Source organism: Anoxybacillus sp. FSL W8-0104 (genome assembly GCF_038004465.1).
GTDB classification, from domain to species: Bacteria; Bacillota; Bacilli; order Bacillales; family Anoxybacillaceae; genus Anoxybacillus; species Anoxybacillus flavithermus_G.
In genome coordinates this window covers 515,097-531,584 of the sequence record NZ_JBBOQU010000001.1, presented here as the reverse complement: position 1 = coordinate 531,584, position 16,488 = coordinate 515,097, and the positions used below count along the sequence as shown (strand labels likewise).

At 40.9% G+C, this 16,488-nt stretch carries 13 protein-coding genes and 1 pseudogene; 7 read left to right on the top strand and 7 right to left on the bottom strand.

Translation table 11 applies throughout. From position 1 onward, the window contains the following. Positions 1-115 precede the first annotated feature (115 nt). Both NST18_RS02935 and NST18_RS02930 read left to right on the top strand, forming a co-directional pair. Entirely contained in the window at positions 116-760 is a 645-nt protein-coding gene (locus NST18_RS02935; protein WP_004889004.1) for an acetoin utilization AcuB family protein, read from the top strand. Further along, complete coding sequence (locus NST18_RS02930) at positions 757-1,929, top strand: acetoin utilization protein AcuC (RefSeq protein ID WP_004889003.1); 1,173 nt, start codon at positions 757-759, stop codon at positions 1,927-1,929. Before NST18_RS02935 ends, NST18_RS02930 begins: the two co-directional genes overlap by 4 nt. 72 nt (positions 1,930-2,001) lie before the next feature. Here the strand turns inward: NST18_RS02930 and ccpA are convergent, their stop codons facing one another. The 3 genes from ccpA to NST18_RS02915 form a co-directional block, all read right to left on the bottom strand. Beyond that, positions 2,002-3,000 carry a catabolite control protein A gene (gene ccpA, locus NST18_RS02925; RefSeq protein ID WP_064214280.1) on the bottom strand — a complete coding sequence of 333 codons (999 nt, stop codon included), beginning with the start codon at positions 2,998-3,000 and terminating at the stop codon, positions 2,002-2,004. A gap of 149 nt (positions 3,001-3,149) precedes the next feature. Then, positions 3,150-4,232, bottom strand: a complete 1,083-nt coding sequence (locus NST18_RS02920; RefSeq protein WP_004889001.1) for a bifunctional 3-deoxy-7-phosphoheptulonate synthase/chorismate mutase — start codon at positions 4,230-4,232, stop codon at positions 3,150-3,152. An 86-nt stretch (positions 4,233-4,318) separates the two neighbouring features. Next, on the bottom strand, positions 4,319-5,500 hold the full coding sequence (locus NST18_RS02915) for an IS701 family transposase (protein WP_088223189.1): 1,182 nt from the start codon (positions 5,498-5,500) through the stop codon (positions 4,319-4,321). Between the two features lie 352 nt (positions 5,501-5,852). Between NST18_RS02915 and NST18_RS02910 the strand changes: the two genes are divergently transcribed. Both NST18_RS02910 and NST18_RS02905 read left to right on the top strand, forming a co-directional pair. After that, a complete protein-coding gene (locus NST18_RS02910; RefSeq protein ID WP_064221133.1) occupies positions 5,853-6,977 on the top strand; it encodes an IS4 family transposase in 1,125 nt (374 codons plus the stop codon). A gap of 190 nt (positions 6,978-7,167) precedes the next feature. After that, a pseudogene (locus tag NST18_RS02905) lies at positions 7,168-9,325 on the top strand (cell division protein FtsA). Between the two features lie 24 nt (positions 9,326-9,349). Here NST18_RS02905 and NST18_RS02900 read toward each other — a convergent pair. After that, the gene (locus NST18_RS02900; RefSeq protein WP_004888999.1) at positions 9,350-10,465 is read right to left on the bottom strand and encodes an aminopeptidase; all 1,116 of its coding nucleotides are present in this window, start codon (positions 10,463-10,465) and stop codon (positions 9,350-9,352) included. A gap of 128 nt (positions 10,466-10,593) precedes the next feature. Between NST18_RS02900 and NST18_RS02895 the strand changes: the two genes are divergently transcribed. From NST18_RS02895 to ytxJ, 3 genes are read left to right on the top strand one after another with little or no spacing between them, the layout of a single operon-like run. Next, positions 10,594-10,986, top strand: coding sequence for a DUF948 domain-containing protein (locus NST18_RS02895; protein ID WP_004888998.1), 393 nt, complete (start codon positions 10,594-10,596; stop codon positions 10,984-10,986). A 12-nt stretch (positions 10,987-10,998) separates the two neighbouring features. Beyond that, entirely contained in the window at positions 10,999-11,349 is a 351-nt protein-coding gene (locus tag NST18_RS02890) for a hypothetical protein (protein WP_004888997.1), read from the top strand. Next, positions 11,336-11,665, top strand: coding sequence for a bacillithiol system redox-active protein YtxJ (gene ytxJ, locus NST18_RS02885; protein ID WP_004888996.1), 330 nt, complete (start codon positions 11,336-11,338; stop codon positions 11,663-11,665). Before NST18_RS02890 ends, ytxJ begins: the two co-directional genes overlap by 14 nt. An 11-nt stretch (positions 11,666-11,676) precedes the next feature. Here the strand turns inward: ytxJ and murC are convergent, their stop codons facing one another. From murC to NST18_RS02870, 3 genes are all read right to left on the bottom strand, one after another. Next, entirely contained in the window at positions 11,677-12,978 is a 1,302-nt protein-coding gene (gene murC / locus NST18_RS02880; RefSeq protein WP_004888995.1) for a UDP-N-acetylmuramate--L-alanine ligase, read from the bottom strand. A gap of 160 nt (positions 12,979-13,138) precedes the next feature. Further along, on the bottom strand, positions 13,139-14,248 hold the full coding sequence (locus tag NST18_RS02875; protein ID WP_004888994.1) for a nicotinate phosphoribosyltransferase: 1,110 nt from the start codon (positions 14,246-14,248) through the stop codon (positions 13,139-13,141). 71 nt (positions 14,249-14,319) lie between these two features. Further along, complete coding sequence (locus NST18_RS02870) at positions 14,320-16,431, bottom strand: DNA translocase FtsK (protein WP_004888993.1); 2,112 nt, start codon at positions 16,429-16,431, stop codon at positions 14,320-14,322. Positions 16,432-16,488: the final 57 nt, after the last annotated feature.

Here is a 16,488-nt window from a genome sequence, read left to right as displayed (position 1 = left end):
CAAAAACAGCAGGGGTGGCAAGCTTTTTTTGTCGAAAACCGCATAAAATCAATAAAAACTTAGGGTATGTCTTTAAAACTTTTGACAATACCTTAAAAACAAAGGGGATGGGGAAATGATTGTCGAACAAATGATGAAAACGGATGTCATTGCACTAAAGCCGTCAAACACAATCGCTGACGCACTAAATATTGTTAAGCAAAAAAATATTCGACATTTACCGATTGTTGATGATGAATATCGTGTTGTTGGTATCGTTACGGATCGCGATTTGCGCGATGCAAGTCCATCGATTTTCCATGCAAATGAACATCTCGAAGATTTGCAAAAACCGTTAAGCACCATTATGAAAACAAACGTCATTACAGGACATCCACTTGATTTTGTCGAAGAGGTCGCGGCTTTGTTTTACGAACACCGCATTAGCTGCATGCCCATTGTCAAAGAAAATAAACTTGTCGGCATCATTACAGAAAGCGATTTGTTGTACACACTTGTGCAACTGACAGGGGCTCACCAACCTGGATCGCAAATCGAAATTAAAGTGCCGAATCGGGCAGGAATGTTAAGCGAAGTCGCTTCTGTTTTCCAAAAACGTAACATCAATATTTCAAGTGTTCTCATCTATCCTGATCAAAATGAAATGTATAAAGTACTTGTTTTTCGTATTCAAACGATGAACCCGATGGCGATTATTCATGATTTAAAGGCACAAGGATACGACGTTTTATGGCCGAACTTGCCGGGGGTTTCATCATGAGTAAAAACAGCGTATTCGTTTATTCCGATGCGTTTCAAACGTATAAATTCCATGATCGCCATCCATTTAATCAATTACGTGTCAAACTGACGTATGACCTGTTGCAAACGCTCGGTGCACTTCATGATTCACAAATTGTAGCACCACGTCTAGCAACAGACGAAGAGTTAGCACTTGTTCATGATACCGATTACATTGAAGCAGTAAAAAAAGCAGGAAGAGGACAACTGCCAGAAGAAGTTGCCCTCAATTATGGATTAGGTACAGAAGATACACCCATTTTTCCAAATATGCATGAAGCGAGCGCTCTTCTTGTTGGCGGAACATTAACAGCAGTTGATTACGTACTTTCCGGCAAGGCTGAGCATGCGCTCAGTTTGGGGGGAGGGCTCCATCATGGATTTCGTGGCAAAGCATCAGGTTTTTGCATCTACAATGATAGCTCTGTCGCCATTAAATATATGCAAGAAAAATACGGTGTCCGCGTTTTATATGTCGATACAGATGCGCATCATGGAGATGGGGTGCAATGGACGTTTTATGACGATCCAAATGTTTGTACATTTTCGATTCATGAAACAGGACGCTATTTATTTCCAGGAACAGGAAATGTGAATGAACGAGGACAAGGAAAAGGATATGGCTACTCTTTCAACATTCCCGTTGATGCGTTTACAGAAGATGAGTCGTGGTTAGCAGCATATACAGAAGCGCTGATCGAAATTGCTGACTTTTTCCGTCCGGACGTCATCTTGACTCAAAATGGAGTGGACGCACATTATTATGATCCATTAACACATTTGTGTACAACGATGCGTATTTATCGCGAAATTCCAAAAATCGCGCATCAAATCGCGCATCAATATTGCAACGGCCGTTGGATTGCGGTCGGAGGAGGAGGATATGACATTTGGCGCGTTGTTCCACGTGCATGGGCGTTATTATGGCTCGAAATGACAGAACAATCCGATATTTCTGGACGTTTACCGGAAGAATGGGTCGCTCGATGGCAACCTCATGCTCCTGTTTCTTTACCACTCGAATGGGATGATCCAGAAAACTTATATTCACCCATTCCGAGAAAAGCAGAAATTACAGAAAAAAATGCCCAAACGGTCATGAAAGCGCTCCACCCAATCCGAAGCAATAAACAACGGTTAAACTTATAACAAAATAACAAGGGTGTTCCGAAAGTAGCGAACACCCTTTTCTATGTTCGTACGCACAGTTAGCTGCGCCGCCTATTTTGTCGAATCGCGATATTCAATGCGATGCGGCAACACAACGATGTGATTGTCGACATGTTCTTTATTCATATATTTCGTTAATAAACGCATCGCCACCGCACCAATATCGTACATCGGTTGCACAACTGTCGTCAGCTTTGGACGAACCATGGTGGCTAAACGCGTATTATCAAAACCGACAACTTCTAACTCATCAGGAATGCGTACGCCGCGATCTTGCGCACCATGAATGACCCCGAGAGCCATTTCATCTGTTCCAACAAAGATCGCTGTTGGTCGCTCTGCAAGTTCGGCTAACTTGTCATACGCTTCGATGCCAGAGTCATATGTGTAATCCCCTTCAACAACAAGTTCATCATCATAAGCGATATTCGCTTCTTCTAACGCACGACGATAACCAGCTAATTTTTTTAATCCGTTAATTGGATCATTTAAAGGGCCTGTTACATAAGCAATGCGTTTATGTCCTTTTTCAATTAACATATGTACCGCATCATACGCTGCTTGCTCGTAGTCAATGTTGACGGACGGAATAATATTATTTTTTTCAATTGTGGCAGCTAATACGATCGGTACATCTGACTTTTTAAACTGCTCGACATGTTCTTCCGTTACGTCGCCACCCATAAATAAAATACCATCAACTTGTTTAGCGAGCATCGTGTTTAATAAATGCAATTCTTTTTCCTTATTTTGATCCGAGTTACTTAAAATGATGTTATACTTGTACATTGTTGCAATGTCTTCAATTCCGCGTGCCATTTCTGCAAAAAAGATGCTCGAAATATCCGGAATAATGACGCCAACTGTTGTCGTTTTTTTACTTGCTAATCCGCGCGCTACCGCATTCGGACGATAACCCAGCCGTTCAATCACTTCCAACACTTTTTTGCGCGTCGAAGGCTTTACATTTGGGTTCCCATTCACAACACGTGAAACGGTTGCCATCGACACGTTTGCTTCTCTTGCTACATCATAAATTGTTACATTCATCACATACACTCCTTTTTTACACTCTATATATCGAAAACTGTCGTACATCGCAATTTTATGTAAAATTATCATACGATAAATGATTGCCTAAGTGCAACGTTTTCACAAATAAATTCATAAGAAAAGCTGGTGACAATCACCAGCTTTTCTTATGCTTTGACAAATTGTTTTTGGAATGATTTTAATTCTTCCATAAACTCATTGAATTGATTAATATCCATTTGTTGTGCGGAATCAGATAACGCAACCGCAGGATCTGGATGTACTTCCGCCATGACCCCGTCTGCCCCGATGGCAAGCGCAGCTTTCGCGCAAGGTAAAAGTAAGTCACGACGTCCTGTTGAATGCGTTACATCGACAAAAACAGGCAAATGCGTTTCTTTTTTCAAAATCGGTACGGCTGAAATATCAAGCGTGTTGCGCGTCGCCTTTTCATATGTGCGGATGCCACGCTCGCATAAAATGATTTGCCCATTTCCTTGCGACATAATGTACTCCGCTGCATGAATAAACTCTTCGATCGTTGCAGCTAATCCCCGTTTTAATAATACCGGTTTATTCACTTGACCCGCGGCTTTTAACAACTCAAAGTTTTGCATATTGCGCGCTCCGATTTGAATAACGTCAATATAATCGAGCGCTGTTTCAATATCTGCTGGCGTTACAATTTCACTAATGACTGCTAAATCAAATTCATCTGCTACACGCTTTAAAATTTTCAATCCTTCTACACCAAGTCCTTGGAAGTCATACGGTGACGTACGCGGTTTGTAAGCGCCGCCGCGCAACAATTTTAAGCCGTGGCGTTTAATTGCTTGTGCGACTTCTGCTACTTGTTCATAGCTTTCAACCGCACATGGCCCCATAACGAAATATTGATTACCATCGCCGATTTTTTCCCCTTTTACATCGACAATCGTATCCTCCGGCTTTTTCTTTCTTGATACAAGCAATGCCTTTTTATGATCATCTTCTTGCAAATCGAGCCCTGCTTTAAAAATTTCTTTAAAAATATGTTTCAACGTCGCCGTATCAAACGGTCCGTCGTTATGTTCTAGAATTAAATCTAACATTTTTCTTTCACGAACAGGGTCATAAAAGTACGTCCCTTGAGCATCTTTAATTTTCCCAATTTCTTGAACAACACGTCCGCGTTCATTAATTAACTTTAACAGCTGTAAATTCAACTCATCAACCTTTGCTCTCAGCTCGTCTAATCTTTCGTTACTCATACATCTCATCCTTTCTTTATATAACTGTAGTTGAGCAATTTTCGTTACAATAATTACCATTTAAAAAGAGACAAACAGGGTACCCCTTATGCCACGTGGAGCTGTTTTTTCACGGTATCAATGGGAATATTTTGTTTTGCTGCACGATAAATGAACTCCACGAGGCTATGTCCTTTTCTCTTGCGCAGGAGATCGAGCCCATCCGAAAAATCACTGTTAGACTCGAACATGCTGTACACATACGCAAGTTGCACCAAGATCCAATACCGTTTCACCGCCCGACGCCCGCGAACGCGGTATCCATCGAGTTTCAGCTGGTCTTTCGCTTGACGGAAAAAACATTCGATCGACCAACGTGCAGCATAGTAGCGCAAGATCTCTTCATCGCTTAGCTCGCGATCGGTGCTCAAGACGCAATGAAGATGTTTCGGCGTCATCGGCTGATCGGCTTTCCATGCGAGCAGCACCACGGCATCCTTGAGACCGTTCAGAGCGCCTTCGTAGCGATACACCCGATAACGCTCTTTTCCCACCGTGACGAGGCGGGTATCCCGTGGCTCCATAGATTTGGCAAATTCTTTTGCTTGAATGGCCGTCCCTTTTGGATAGAGAATCCGATTCGTCTTCAGCATCGCGATGACGTGGAACCCTTTTTTTAAGCAGGCTCCCACGAGGGTTTTCGATGGATACCAAGAGTCCATGAGCACATAAACGGGTCGACTCACATCCAACGAAGAAAGCATCTCGATCGCGAGTTCCCCTTTGCTTTTCCCCACCGTCTTGTCGTAGAGGCGAAAGGCAAAAGGAAACGCTTGGGTCATCGTATGAACCATGAGCCAAACGAGAGAATGTCCCCAGATCGACTTTTTCTCTGCGTGAGAATAGTGCCAATCACACCCTTGAATGGCGTGTGTTGCCCGTGACGAGGGCTTCGTTTTTTGGCAAATCGTATCATCGATCGAAACAAAAATGGGTTGATTCTCTCGTTTCGAGCTGCGTTCGACACGATGAAGCACCCACTGTTGGAGTTTGCGAAGCAGCGTCTCTTCCTCCCATGGGCTTTTCGTGAAAAAATGGCTCAGTGTCGTGCGATGGTTCGGATGAAAACTCCCATGATGTAGATCGGTCAGCGTTCCCGAAAAGCCCTTTGTAATCATCGCATCCACGATATGAACGAGATGCTTCATGACAGGTTTCGAGAAATAAAGGGCCAACCCCAACATCGTCAAAAACTTGTGGATTCCTTGGTGATGTGCTAATCTATTCATGAGACATGAACCTCCTTGTGAATGGTTTGTTGGCACATCTATTCTAACCAAGGAATCGGGTTCATGTCTTCTTTTTTGTTTGGTTGTAAATTTATGTTAGTAAATTTGCTCATCTACAGTTATATAAGATAAAAAATATGGTACATTTCTATATAATTAGAGATTATTATAAACGAAGTGGATAAAGTTGTCACCCCTTTATTTATAAAACGCGTTTCACTAGTGTCGCATTAAAATAATTTAACACCTTTAAATAAACCGAATTTTCTGAAATATAATCCAAACACAAAAAAATCCTTTATAATGGTTGGGTGGTAGTAAACCATCCAAATCCAATACAAAGGACAAAACCATGGATAAGTTTACACGAAAAACATCATTTGAACAATGGTTTTCACCGATTAATCGTCCATTATTTGACGACCTAGTGAAAACACATCAATTAAATCACTATACCAAGAAACTTTATATGGCTTCATTTATGAAACTGCTTTTGTATGCCCAACTCCATGAAACCGAGAGTTTACGGGCGTTGAGTGACGCTGTCTTTTTAGAAGAATTACAACGAGCAACGGGATTGGAATCGATTAGTTTTTCACAGTTAGGGAGACGAATCAATACCATCCCAACTGAGTTCTTTCAAACGATTTTTCTCGATTTAGTGGCACAAATTCATCGGAAAACCAATTTCCAAACAAGAAGAAAAGTGACAACGCCTTTGAAAATCATTGATTCGAGTACATTACCGCTTAATTTGACCAATCATAAGTGGGCAGAGTTTCGAAAGACAAAATCAGGAGTAAAGCTTCACTTACGACTTGTTTTTATGGAAAAAGGACTCTCCTATCCAGATAAAGCCGTACTCACGAATGCCAACGAACATGATCGTGGTCAACTAGAAGTATTCGTGGATGACAAAGAATGCATGTACGTGTTTGATCGTGGTTACTTGGATTATAGGCGCTTTGATCAAATGACGGAAGATGGCTATTTCTTTGTGACCCGTTTGCGTAAAAACGCTGTTGTCCGAGTGTTAGAATCCTTTTCGTTACCAGAAGATTCACCCGTATTCTCTGATGAAATGGTTGTCATTGGAACACCACAAAATCGTTCTGAAAACGTGTTTCGCTTACTCAAATTGCAAGATACAAAAGGAAATAAGCTTCATTTACTGACAAATCGGTTTGACATTGACGCAGATGAAATTGCAGAAATCTACCAATCACGTTGGGCAATCGAACTTTTTTTCAAATGGATGAAACAACATCTGAACATTAAAAAGTTTTTTGGTCACAGTGAACAAGCTGTACATAATCAAGTGTACGTAGCCATGATAGTGTACTGTCTGAATGTTTTAGCTCAGTTGAACACGAATAGCGAACGCAGTTACTTACAAATTAGTCGCTATTTGAAGGCTTCTTTGTGGAAATCCGCTCACATTTGGTTACGAAAAATCGAAGGAAACAGCGTCCCATAAAGGTTTGCCAGTCGTTGTTGCACAAGTCATAGGTTATAGTAAAAAAATGGATGTATACTACCCTCGCTTAGGTGTTTTCGTTTTTTCTCTAAAGTCCAGAAAAAATAAAACTGAAAATTCAGACATCATTTATGCGACGGTAGTGAACGCGTTTAAGTAATAAAGAATTTTTTAATTTTCGAAAAAGAAGGTGGGAAGCTTGATTTTTGCATTAGACATTGGCACACGTTCAGTAGTTGGCATTATTTTAAAGGAAATAGACGGACGATATCAAGTTGAAGACATTGTCATAAAAGAACATGAAGAACGGGCAATGCTTGATGGGCAAATTCACGATGTGCTTGCTGTTTCTAACGTCATTCTCGACATAAAGAAAACGTTAGAGGAGCGGCACGGGCCTTTGACGCGCGTATGCGTCGCAGCGGCAGGTCGTTCATTAAAAACAGAAAAAGGAAAAGCAACGATTTCAATTAAAGGAAAGCCGCTTTTAACTCATGAAGATGTCGCGTACTTAGAACTCACCGCCGTACAGCAAGCTCAAATGACGTTAGCAGAAAAATCAGCGAATGAAAAAAGTTATCACTATTATTGCGTCGGTTATTCCGTCACGCGCTATGAAATTGACGGCGAAGAAATTGGTAACTTAATTGATCAGCAAGGAGACGAGGCAAGCGTTGAAGTGATCGCTACATTTTTACCGAGACTCGTTGTTGAGTCACTTCTTGCAGCACTACAACGCGCTCATTTAGAAATGGAGGCGCTAACACTTGAGCCGATCGCCGCACTAAACGTGCTTATTCCTCTAACGATGCGACGATTAAATGTAGCACTTGTAGACATTGGCGCAGGAACGTCTGACATCGCCATTACCGATCTCGGTACAGTCATCGCCTACGGCATGGTACCGATGGCAGGAGATGAAATTACTGAAGCAATTTCAGACGCCTATTTGCTTGATTTCCCTCTCGCTGAACAAGCGAAACGCGACTTGCATTCGAAAGAAACGGTAACAATCACAGACATTCTCGGGTTTGAAACAGAAGTGACTCGCGAACAAATGATTGCCACGATTTCAGATGCCATTGATCGACTTGCTGATGCGATTAGCAAAGAAATTTTACGATTAAATAATCATCAATCTCCGAAAGCAGTTATGCTCGTTGGAGGAGGGAGCTTGACGCCCGAACTTCCAAAACGGCTTGCTCACAAGCTTCATCTTCCAGAAAATCGCATTGCTATTCGTGGTATTGATGCTATTCAAAAATTGCATATCGATCGTGAAGAAATGAAACATCGACCAGAACTCGTCACCCCGATCGGCATCGCAATTGCCGCAAAGCAAACACCGATCCAGTACGTGACAGTTCATGTAAATGAACAAACAATTCGCCTATTTGATATGAAGCAACTAACAATCGGTGATGCCTTACTCGCTGCAGGCATTCAAATACATAAACTATACGGAAAACCAGGCTTAGCGTGCGTCATTACGTTGAATGGACAGGTTATTACAGTTCCCGGGACACACGGAGAACCACCAACCATTATAAAAAATGGTGAGCTAGCGACATTTGATACACCAATCAAAAGCAATGACCACATCATAGTCGAAAAAGGAAAAGATGGGAAACAAGCTGTGATTCGGCTTCTTGATTTGCTCGAATCATTGCCGACAAAGCATGTAACGATAAATGATCAACACTACAACATTGAGCCACTTATATTACGAAACGGAGAAGTTGTTTCTCTCGATGTCGTCTTATGTGATCGTGATGACATTGTCGTTCATATGCCTGAAACGATTGAACAGCTTCTAAAAGCAACAAAAAACGACCACCTTCTGAAACAACTTGAACCGTTTACAATCACGTTAAACGGAAAACAAATAAAATTTCCTGAATGGTGCGGAACAGTGTATCGCAACGGGCTAGAGTGCCAACGTTATACAACGTTTGAAGACGGCGATCATATTACTGTTCACGAACAAAAGCCGCGCACCATCGCTCAAATTGCTGAAGCAAAACAAATAAAGCTTCATTATACGATGCCGATTATATTTCATGGCGAAACATTTACATTGACAAAGCCGATCGGTATATTTTATCGCAACGGTGAACAGCTCAAAGAAGATGGTCTCGTTCACCATGAAGATGAGCTCCAATTTCATGAACAAAAAATCGAACCGTTCATTTTTCAAGATATATTTCAATATGTCGAAGTTGATATTCCTCACGGGGCATCAACAACATTTACATTGCTAAAAAAATGGAGAACAAACAACATTTTATGAACCGCTTACCCCAGGAGATCAACTTGAAATTGTTTGGCATAAGAAAAAGCAACTATGAGCAAGTCATAGTTGCTTTTCTCTTTTATTTTAAGTTTTCTGGATTTAACGGTTCTAATTCTGGGATGACAAAACGGCCATCTTTGCGAATAAGCACACCGTCAAAATATATTTCACCGCCGCCATATTCCGGACGTTGAATCATAACCATATCCCAATGAATGTTCGAATGGTTACCATTGTATGCTTCATCGTAACATTGCCCCGGCGTAAAATGGAAGCTTCCATCAATTTTTTCATCAAACAAAATATCTTGCATCGGATGTTGAATGTATGGGTTGACCCCGATCGCAAATTCACCAATGTAACGCGCACCTTCATCTGTATCAAAAATTTGATTAATGCGCTCTGTATCGTTTGCTGTTGCTTCAATAATTTTTCCATCTTTAAATGTTAATTTCACGTTTTCAAACGTAAATCCTTGATAAGGAGAAGGTGTATTAAACGTAATGGTACCATTGACAGAATCGCGGACTGGAGCCGTATATACTTCTCCGTCTGGAATGTTCATTTGGCCTGAACATTTTATAGCAGGAATATCTTTAATGGAGAACGTTAAATCTGTACCCGGTCCTGTAATGCGCACTTGATCCGTTTTATTCATTAACTCAACGAGAGCATCCATCGCTTTATCCATTTTACCGTAATCTAAGTTACATACGTTGAAATAAAAATCTTCGAACGCCTCTGTACTCATTTTTGCAAGCTGTGCCATCGATGGATTCGGATAGCGGAGCACAACCCACTTCGTTTTCGGTACACGAATGTCACGATGTACTTTTTGCATAATTGTTTTTCCATGAATTTTCATTTTATCCGCTGGCACGTCAGCAAACTCATTAATGTTGTCCCCAGCACGTAAGCCGATATAAGCATCCATCTCTTTCATAACATTCGCTTCGAACTCAGCCATCATGTTAAACTGTTCTTCTTGTGCACCGAGCAAAAGGGCACGGTCGACTTGATGGTCTTTCAATGAAACAAACGGATAAGCACCTACCGCATATGCTTCACGCACAAGCGCGATCACAAGCTCTCGTTGCAAACCGAAGTTTTCGATTAATACCTTTTCTCCTTTTTGTAAACGAAGCGAGTAATGAATTAAGTTTTTCGCTAACTTTTCAATACGTGGATCTTTCATTTGTCTTCCTCCATTCCATCATATGTACATGTATATTGTAACCGACCTACAAAAAATTTGGAGCTTTTTGCAGGATTTTTTCTTTTTTTGTCGAACGAAATGTAAAGTATACAGAAAGGGGTTTTACAATGAACATTATTTTATACGGGAGCATTGCACTCATCGCCATCGCCTTTCTCATTTTAGTCATTTATGTTATCCAAACGTTAAAAACGTTGCAAACAACTTTACAACACGTTGCGAAAACCGTCGAAGAAGTTGAAAAACAAATGCATGAAATCGGAAAAGAAACGGCACAATTACTACATAAGACGAACGCGCTTGCGGATGATGTGCATAAAAAAGCAGAAAGTTTGCAAGGGGTATTTGATGCAGTCAAACAAGTAGGAGTCACCGTTCAAACATTTAGCGACTCCATTTCTAAAACGTTAACAACAAATGAAAAAAAAATTACACAAGCCATTCAATGGGGCCAAACGCTTGTAGAAATATGGACAAAATGGAAAGGGAAACGAAAATAAGGAGGGTTTCATATGGCTAAAAATAGTTCTTTTCTACTTGGGACAATTGTCGGGGGAATTGCAGGCGCAGCAACAGCACTATTCTTGTCAAGCGAACGTGGAAAGCAGTTATTAACCGAATCAGCACAACATGGAAAACAACTGCTGAATGATTTAAAAGAAAGCAATATAAATGAATGGAGAAAAAGTGAAGAAAAAGAAGAACTGATAAAAAGCGAACAAGAGAAATCACATTCCGTTTCATCTATTCCGATTCCGCTTCCTTCATCAGATGTGGAACAGTTGTTAAAAGAGACAGAGGAAGCTGTGAACGATGTGGAAAAACATTTAAATAAAGGAATGGACACGCATGGAGAAAATTGAGACAGTAGAACAGTTTGAACAAATTTGTTTGTCCCATCGTCCATTTTTATTGATGAAACATAGTCTTACATGTCCAATTAGCCATCGAGCATGGGGGGAGTTCGAACGTTTCACAAAAGATTTTCCGCACATTCATGCATATTATTTACATGTACAACACGCACGCCCATTGTCGCAACATATTGCAGAAACATTTCATGTTAAACACGAATCTCCTCAAGTGTTATGGGTGACAAATGACGGAGTAGCGTGGCATGCTTCGCATTGGAACATCACATACGAACAAATGCAAAAAGCAACTATGAACGCATCATAGTTGCTTTTTGCTTATACGTGAACGGATTGTTCATATCTTTGTTGAAATTTTTGAATATCGCCTGCTCCCATAAAAATAAGCACAGCGTTATCATGTTGCTTTAATACATCGACTTGCTCCTCGTCTAAAAGCTTTGCCCCTTCGATTTTAGCACGCAAATCCTCGATAGATAATTTCCCTTGATGCTCACGAGCAGAGCCAAAAATATCGCACAAATATACCGCATCAGCTAACGATAAGCTTTCAGCAAATTCATGTAAAAATGTTTGTGTACGCGTGTATGTGTGCGGTTGAAAAATCGCAACAATTTGACGATCTGGATACTTTTGTCTTGCTGCTTCGATCGTTGCACGTATTTCAGTCGGATGATGCGCATAATCATCAATAAGCACTTGTGAACCAAACGTTTTCTCATGGAAGCGACGTTTCACGCCAGGAAACGTTTTTAATCGCTCTTGAATAATGCTTACATCGATCCCTTCATAATGGCAAAGCGCAATGACAGCAAGCGCATTAAGCACGTTATGATCGCCATATCGCGGAATATGGAAAGAAGCAAAAAACGTATGGCGCACAAACACATCAAACGATGTCCCTTCTGGTGTTTTCACAACATTTCGGGCTTGAAAATCGTTATCTTCACCGAACCCGTAAAAAACAACAGGAACTTTAGCTTGAATTTTTTGTAAATATTCATCATCCCCACAAGCAATAATTCCTTCTTTCACTTGCCACGCCATTTGTTGAAATGCTGAAAACACATCTTCAATATTTACAAAGTAATCTGGATGATCAAAATCAATATTTGTCATAATCGCATAATCAGGGGAATATGCTAAAAAATGACGGCGATATTCACACGCTTCAAATACAAAATACTTGCTCCCTTCTCTTCCTTTTCCAGAACCATCACCGATCAAATACGACGTCGGTTCTGCTCCCTGCATTACATGAGCAAGCAATCCTGTTGTTGATGTCTTCCCATGGGCGCCTGTCACAGCGATACTCGTAAATTTTTGTAAAAATTCACCTAAAAACTGATGGTAACGAATGACGGGTACACCGAGTTCACGAGCGGCTACAATTTCTTCATGTGTATCAGGAAAGGCGTTACCAGCAATCACGACCATATTTTTCTGAATATTTTGAGCACTAAATGGAAAAATCGGTATCCCACGTGCTTCTAAAGCTTCTTGCGTGAAAAACCGCTTATCATAGTCCGATCCTTGCACGACGCATTTCATATCATGTAATACTTGTGCGAGTGCGCTCATTCCAGTTCCTTTAATGCCGACAAAATGGTAAATAGTCATAAGAAAACCTCCACCAACTATCGTTGATCTATATCACAGTATATGACATAAATTCCGTTTTGCTATTTTCACGATATGTAACAAATTTCATTATACCATCGTTTGCCCACGATGATAAGAAAAACTGATAGAAGAATGTTCTTCTATCAGTTTTTCCGTGTTATTGAGGCGTATACTCCACTTTTTCAAGGCGCGGATTTGGACGATAACGCCGTCCTGCTTTCGCTTGATGTTTTCCATTTAACAATACATTATCTCCTGTAAAACCAATGTGCACTTTCAATAAACTACTTCCCACACCATACATATCAACTGGTACACCTTGTTTTTCAAACTCAATAATGCGCTGTTCATTAAATCCGCCACTAACAACGATTTTAACATGTTCAAATCCTTCGCGATCAAGCGCTTCGCGTAAAGCAAAAATAAGCGGTGGATTGACGCCACGTGGATCAAATGTGCCAAGCACTTCTGGATGGCGAATAAAATATTGATCGATCATCGTCCGAGACGTATCAACGCGAACAGCCTTTAGCTTATCGCCAAATTCACGAGCCACTTTCAGCGCATCTGTAATACAGTCATTGTTGTAATCAACAAGAACAATTAAATCATCATCTGGATATTTTGCATGATACGCTTTTGCTGCCGCAACAACGTCACCATCAAACAATTGAATGAGGGCATGCGGCATCGTCCCCATGCCTTGTTTTCCCCACCACTCGTTCATCGCATGGGTCGCTTGAGCGGTGGAACCACCAATAAACGCAGCGTATCCATCACCAGCTTGCATCATAAAATGATCATCCCGATCTCCCATAAAAATGACCGGCTTTTGTACACCAGATAATGCCGCCGCTTTAACTACATTGTATACGTTTGTTGCTACAGATGTTCGGCGCGCTAAAATTCCATCAATAATGCCTTCTAAATACCCAAAATTTTGATACGGCCCTGTAATCGTAAGCACCGTCTCAAACGGACTAATTTTGTCTCCATCTTTTAACGAGTAAATCTCTAATTTTTCTGGTTCATCTGCAAATGTATGCAACAAGGCGATCACTTCATCGGTGCCACATAAAACAGCATGTTCTTTTTGAAAAAATTGCATTGTGACGATATTATCCGGACGAAATTCTTTGACGATTTCACGCGTTTTTAAAAAATATACGGCTGAAAACCATCCGTCTCGCACACGCTCATCAAATTTAAACGTTTTATTTGTTAGCCGTTTAATTTTCCCTTGTAATTTCAACTCGATCTCTTTCATTTTTCTTTCCCCTTCAGCCATCGTTTTCACGTCTTTAGCATAGCACGTTTTCTATTTCACGACTACTCCGTCTAAATTGTATCTTGTAGTTGCTCAAGATCTTGCTCGTCAATTAGCACATCGCGTGGCTTGCTTCCTTTTGGTGCCGATACAATCCCACGCTGCTCCATCATTTCAATTAAGCGCGCTGCCCGATTATAGCCGATACGAAAACGACGTTGCAAACTCGACGTCGAAGCACCACCTTGTTGAACAACAAACTCACATGCTTCATAAAAGAGCTCATCATCTTCCTCAGCTTGTACATGTTGTTGCAACAACTCATCGTGTTGAAATAAATAAGACAGTTCCATTTGTTGACGCACATGGGCAACGACGCGCTCAATTTCTTCATCCGATACAAAATTGCCTTGTAAGCGAATTGGTTTTGCTGTTCCGTTTTCTAAAAATAACATATCGCCTCGCCCAAGTAATTTTTCAGCACCGTTTATATCAATAATTGTACGTGAATCAATTTGTGACGATACAGAAAAGGCAATGCGCGTTGGGATATTTGCCTTAATTAAGCCGGTAATGACATCAACAGACGGTCGTTGTGTAGCAACAAGTAAGTGCATCCCACACGCCCGCGCTTTTTGGGCAATACGGCAAATAGCTTCCTCTACATCGGCTGGAGCAACCATCATTAAATCTGCTAATTCATCAATGACAATAACAATATAAGGTAGATGTTGTTCTGGCTTTTGTGCTTTTCGTATTAACTCATTATAACGAACAATATCGCGCACCCCTGTATGTGCAAACAGCTCATATCGCCGCTCCATTTCAGATACAGCCCATTTTAATGCTGCTGTTGCTGCTTTTGCATCTGTAATAACTGGGCTAACTAAATGTGGAATATGATTGTACGGTGCAAGTTCGACCATTTTCGGATCGATCAATAATAACTTCACTTCGTGCGGTGTTGCTTTATATAACAAACTTACTAACATCGCATTCATGCAGACGCTTTTCCCTGATCCAGTTGCTCCCGCAATCAATCCGTGCGGCATCTTTTTTAAATCAGTAACAACTGGTCTCCCTGAAATATCTAATCCTAAGGCAACGGCTAACGGAGATTGTGATTGTTGGAACACCTCGCTTTGTAATACTTCACGAATGAAAACAGGGCGGCTTGAGCGATTAGGCACTTCGATTCCGATCGTGTTTTTCCCAGGGATAGGCGCTTCGATACGAATATCTACAGCCGCTAAATTTAATTTGATATCATCCGCTAAATTCGTAATTTTATTCACTTTCACTCCAAGTTCTGGTTGCACTTCAAAACGAGTCACCGTCGGACCTTGAGTCACGTGAACGACTGTTGCTCCAACGTTAAAATTTTTAAACGTCTCATTTAACCGCTCTGTCTGCTCTTTTAGCCACGTTTCATCGCCCTCATGTTGAATCGCTGGAGCATGCAATAGCGATAACGGCGGAAACGTATAAGATCGCTGTTGCTGTTGCTGTCGCTCTTTCCATTTTTCTCGATCTTGTTTTAACATCATCACGTTATATGGCACACCGCTTCTCTTTCTCTCCCGTTCTTCGTTCGTTTGTTCAATTTTTTCTTCTCTACGCTCCTGCTCTTTACTTTCTCCTACCTGTATTTGCGTAACTTGTTCTTCACCAGCTTCCCTCTGCACTTCTTCTTGTTGCATTTCTTCTTTTTCATGAGCAACATCTTTCTCTTCATGATGAATTGGCTCACTTGCTGGCATATGCACATGTTCGTTTGTTTCAGCTTCTTCAACGATCGGAAGTTCAAATTCAACAACCGCATCATGTTCTTTTTTTCGCTCAACACGCTCCATTCGCTTATAACCAAATATAGGCGATGGCACATCTGTCGGACGAAACGTGCGTGATTCGTTTACTGTGCGCTCTATGCGTGTTATTTTTTTCTCAGAGGAAACGGTCTGTGGTGATGAGCGCTTTTGTTCATATATTCGCTCTTTTTGTCTTTCTTTTGGTTCATCTGGAATTAATGGAAAGCGAAATTTCCCTTTCGGATATTCATAAACAACTTTTGCCTCCACATGTTTATGATCATTTTTTTGTACGGAAGGGAGGCGTTTGCGCGTTTCTTTTTCCTTATCATTTTCTCCAAATAAATAACGAAGTAGTGCCTTAAACCAACCCATTTAATCCTCACTCTTTCTCTTATACATTCGGTTTTATTTTACCACAAAAAAAGCTGA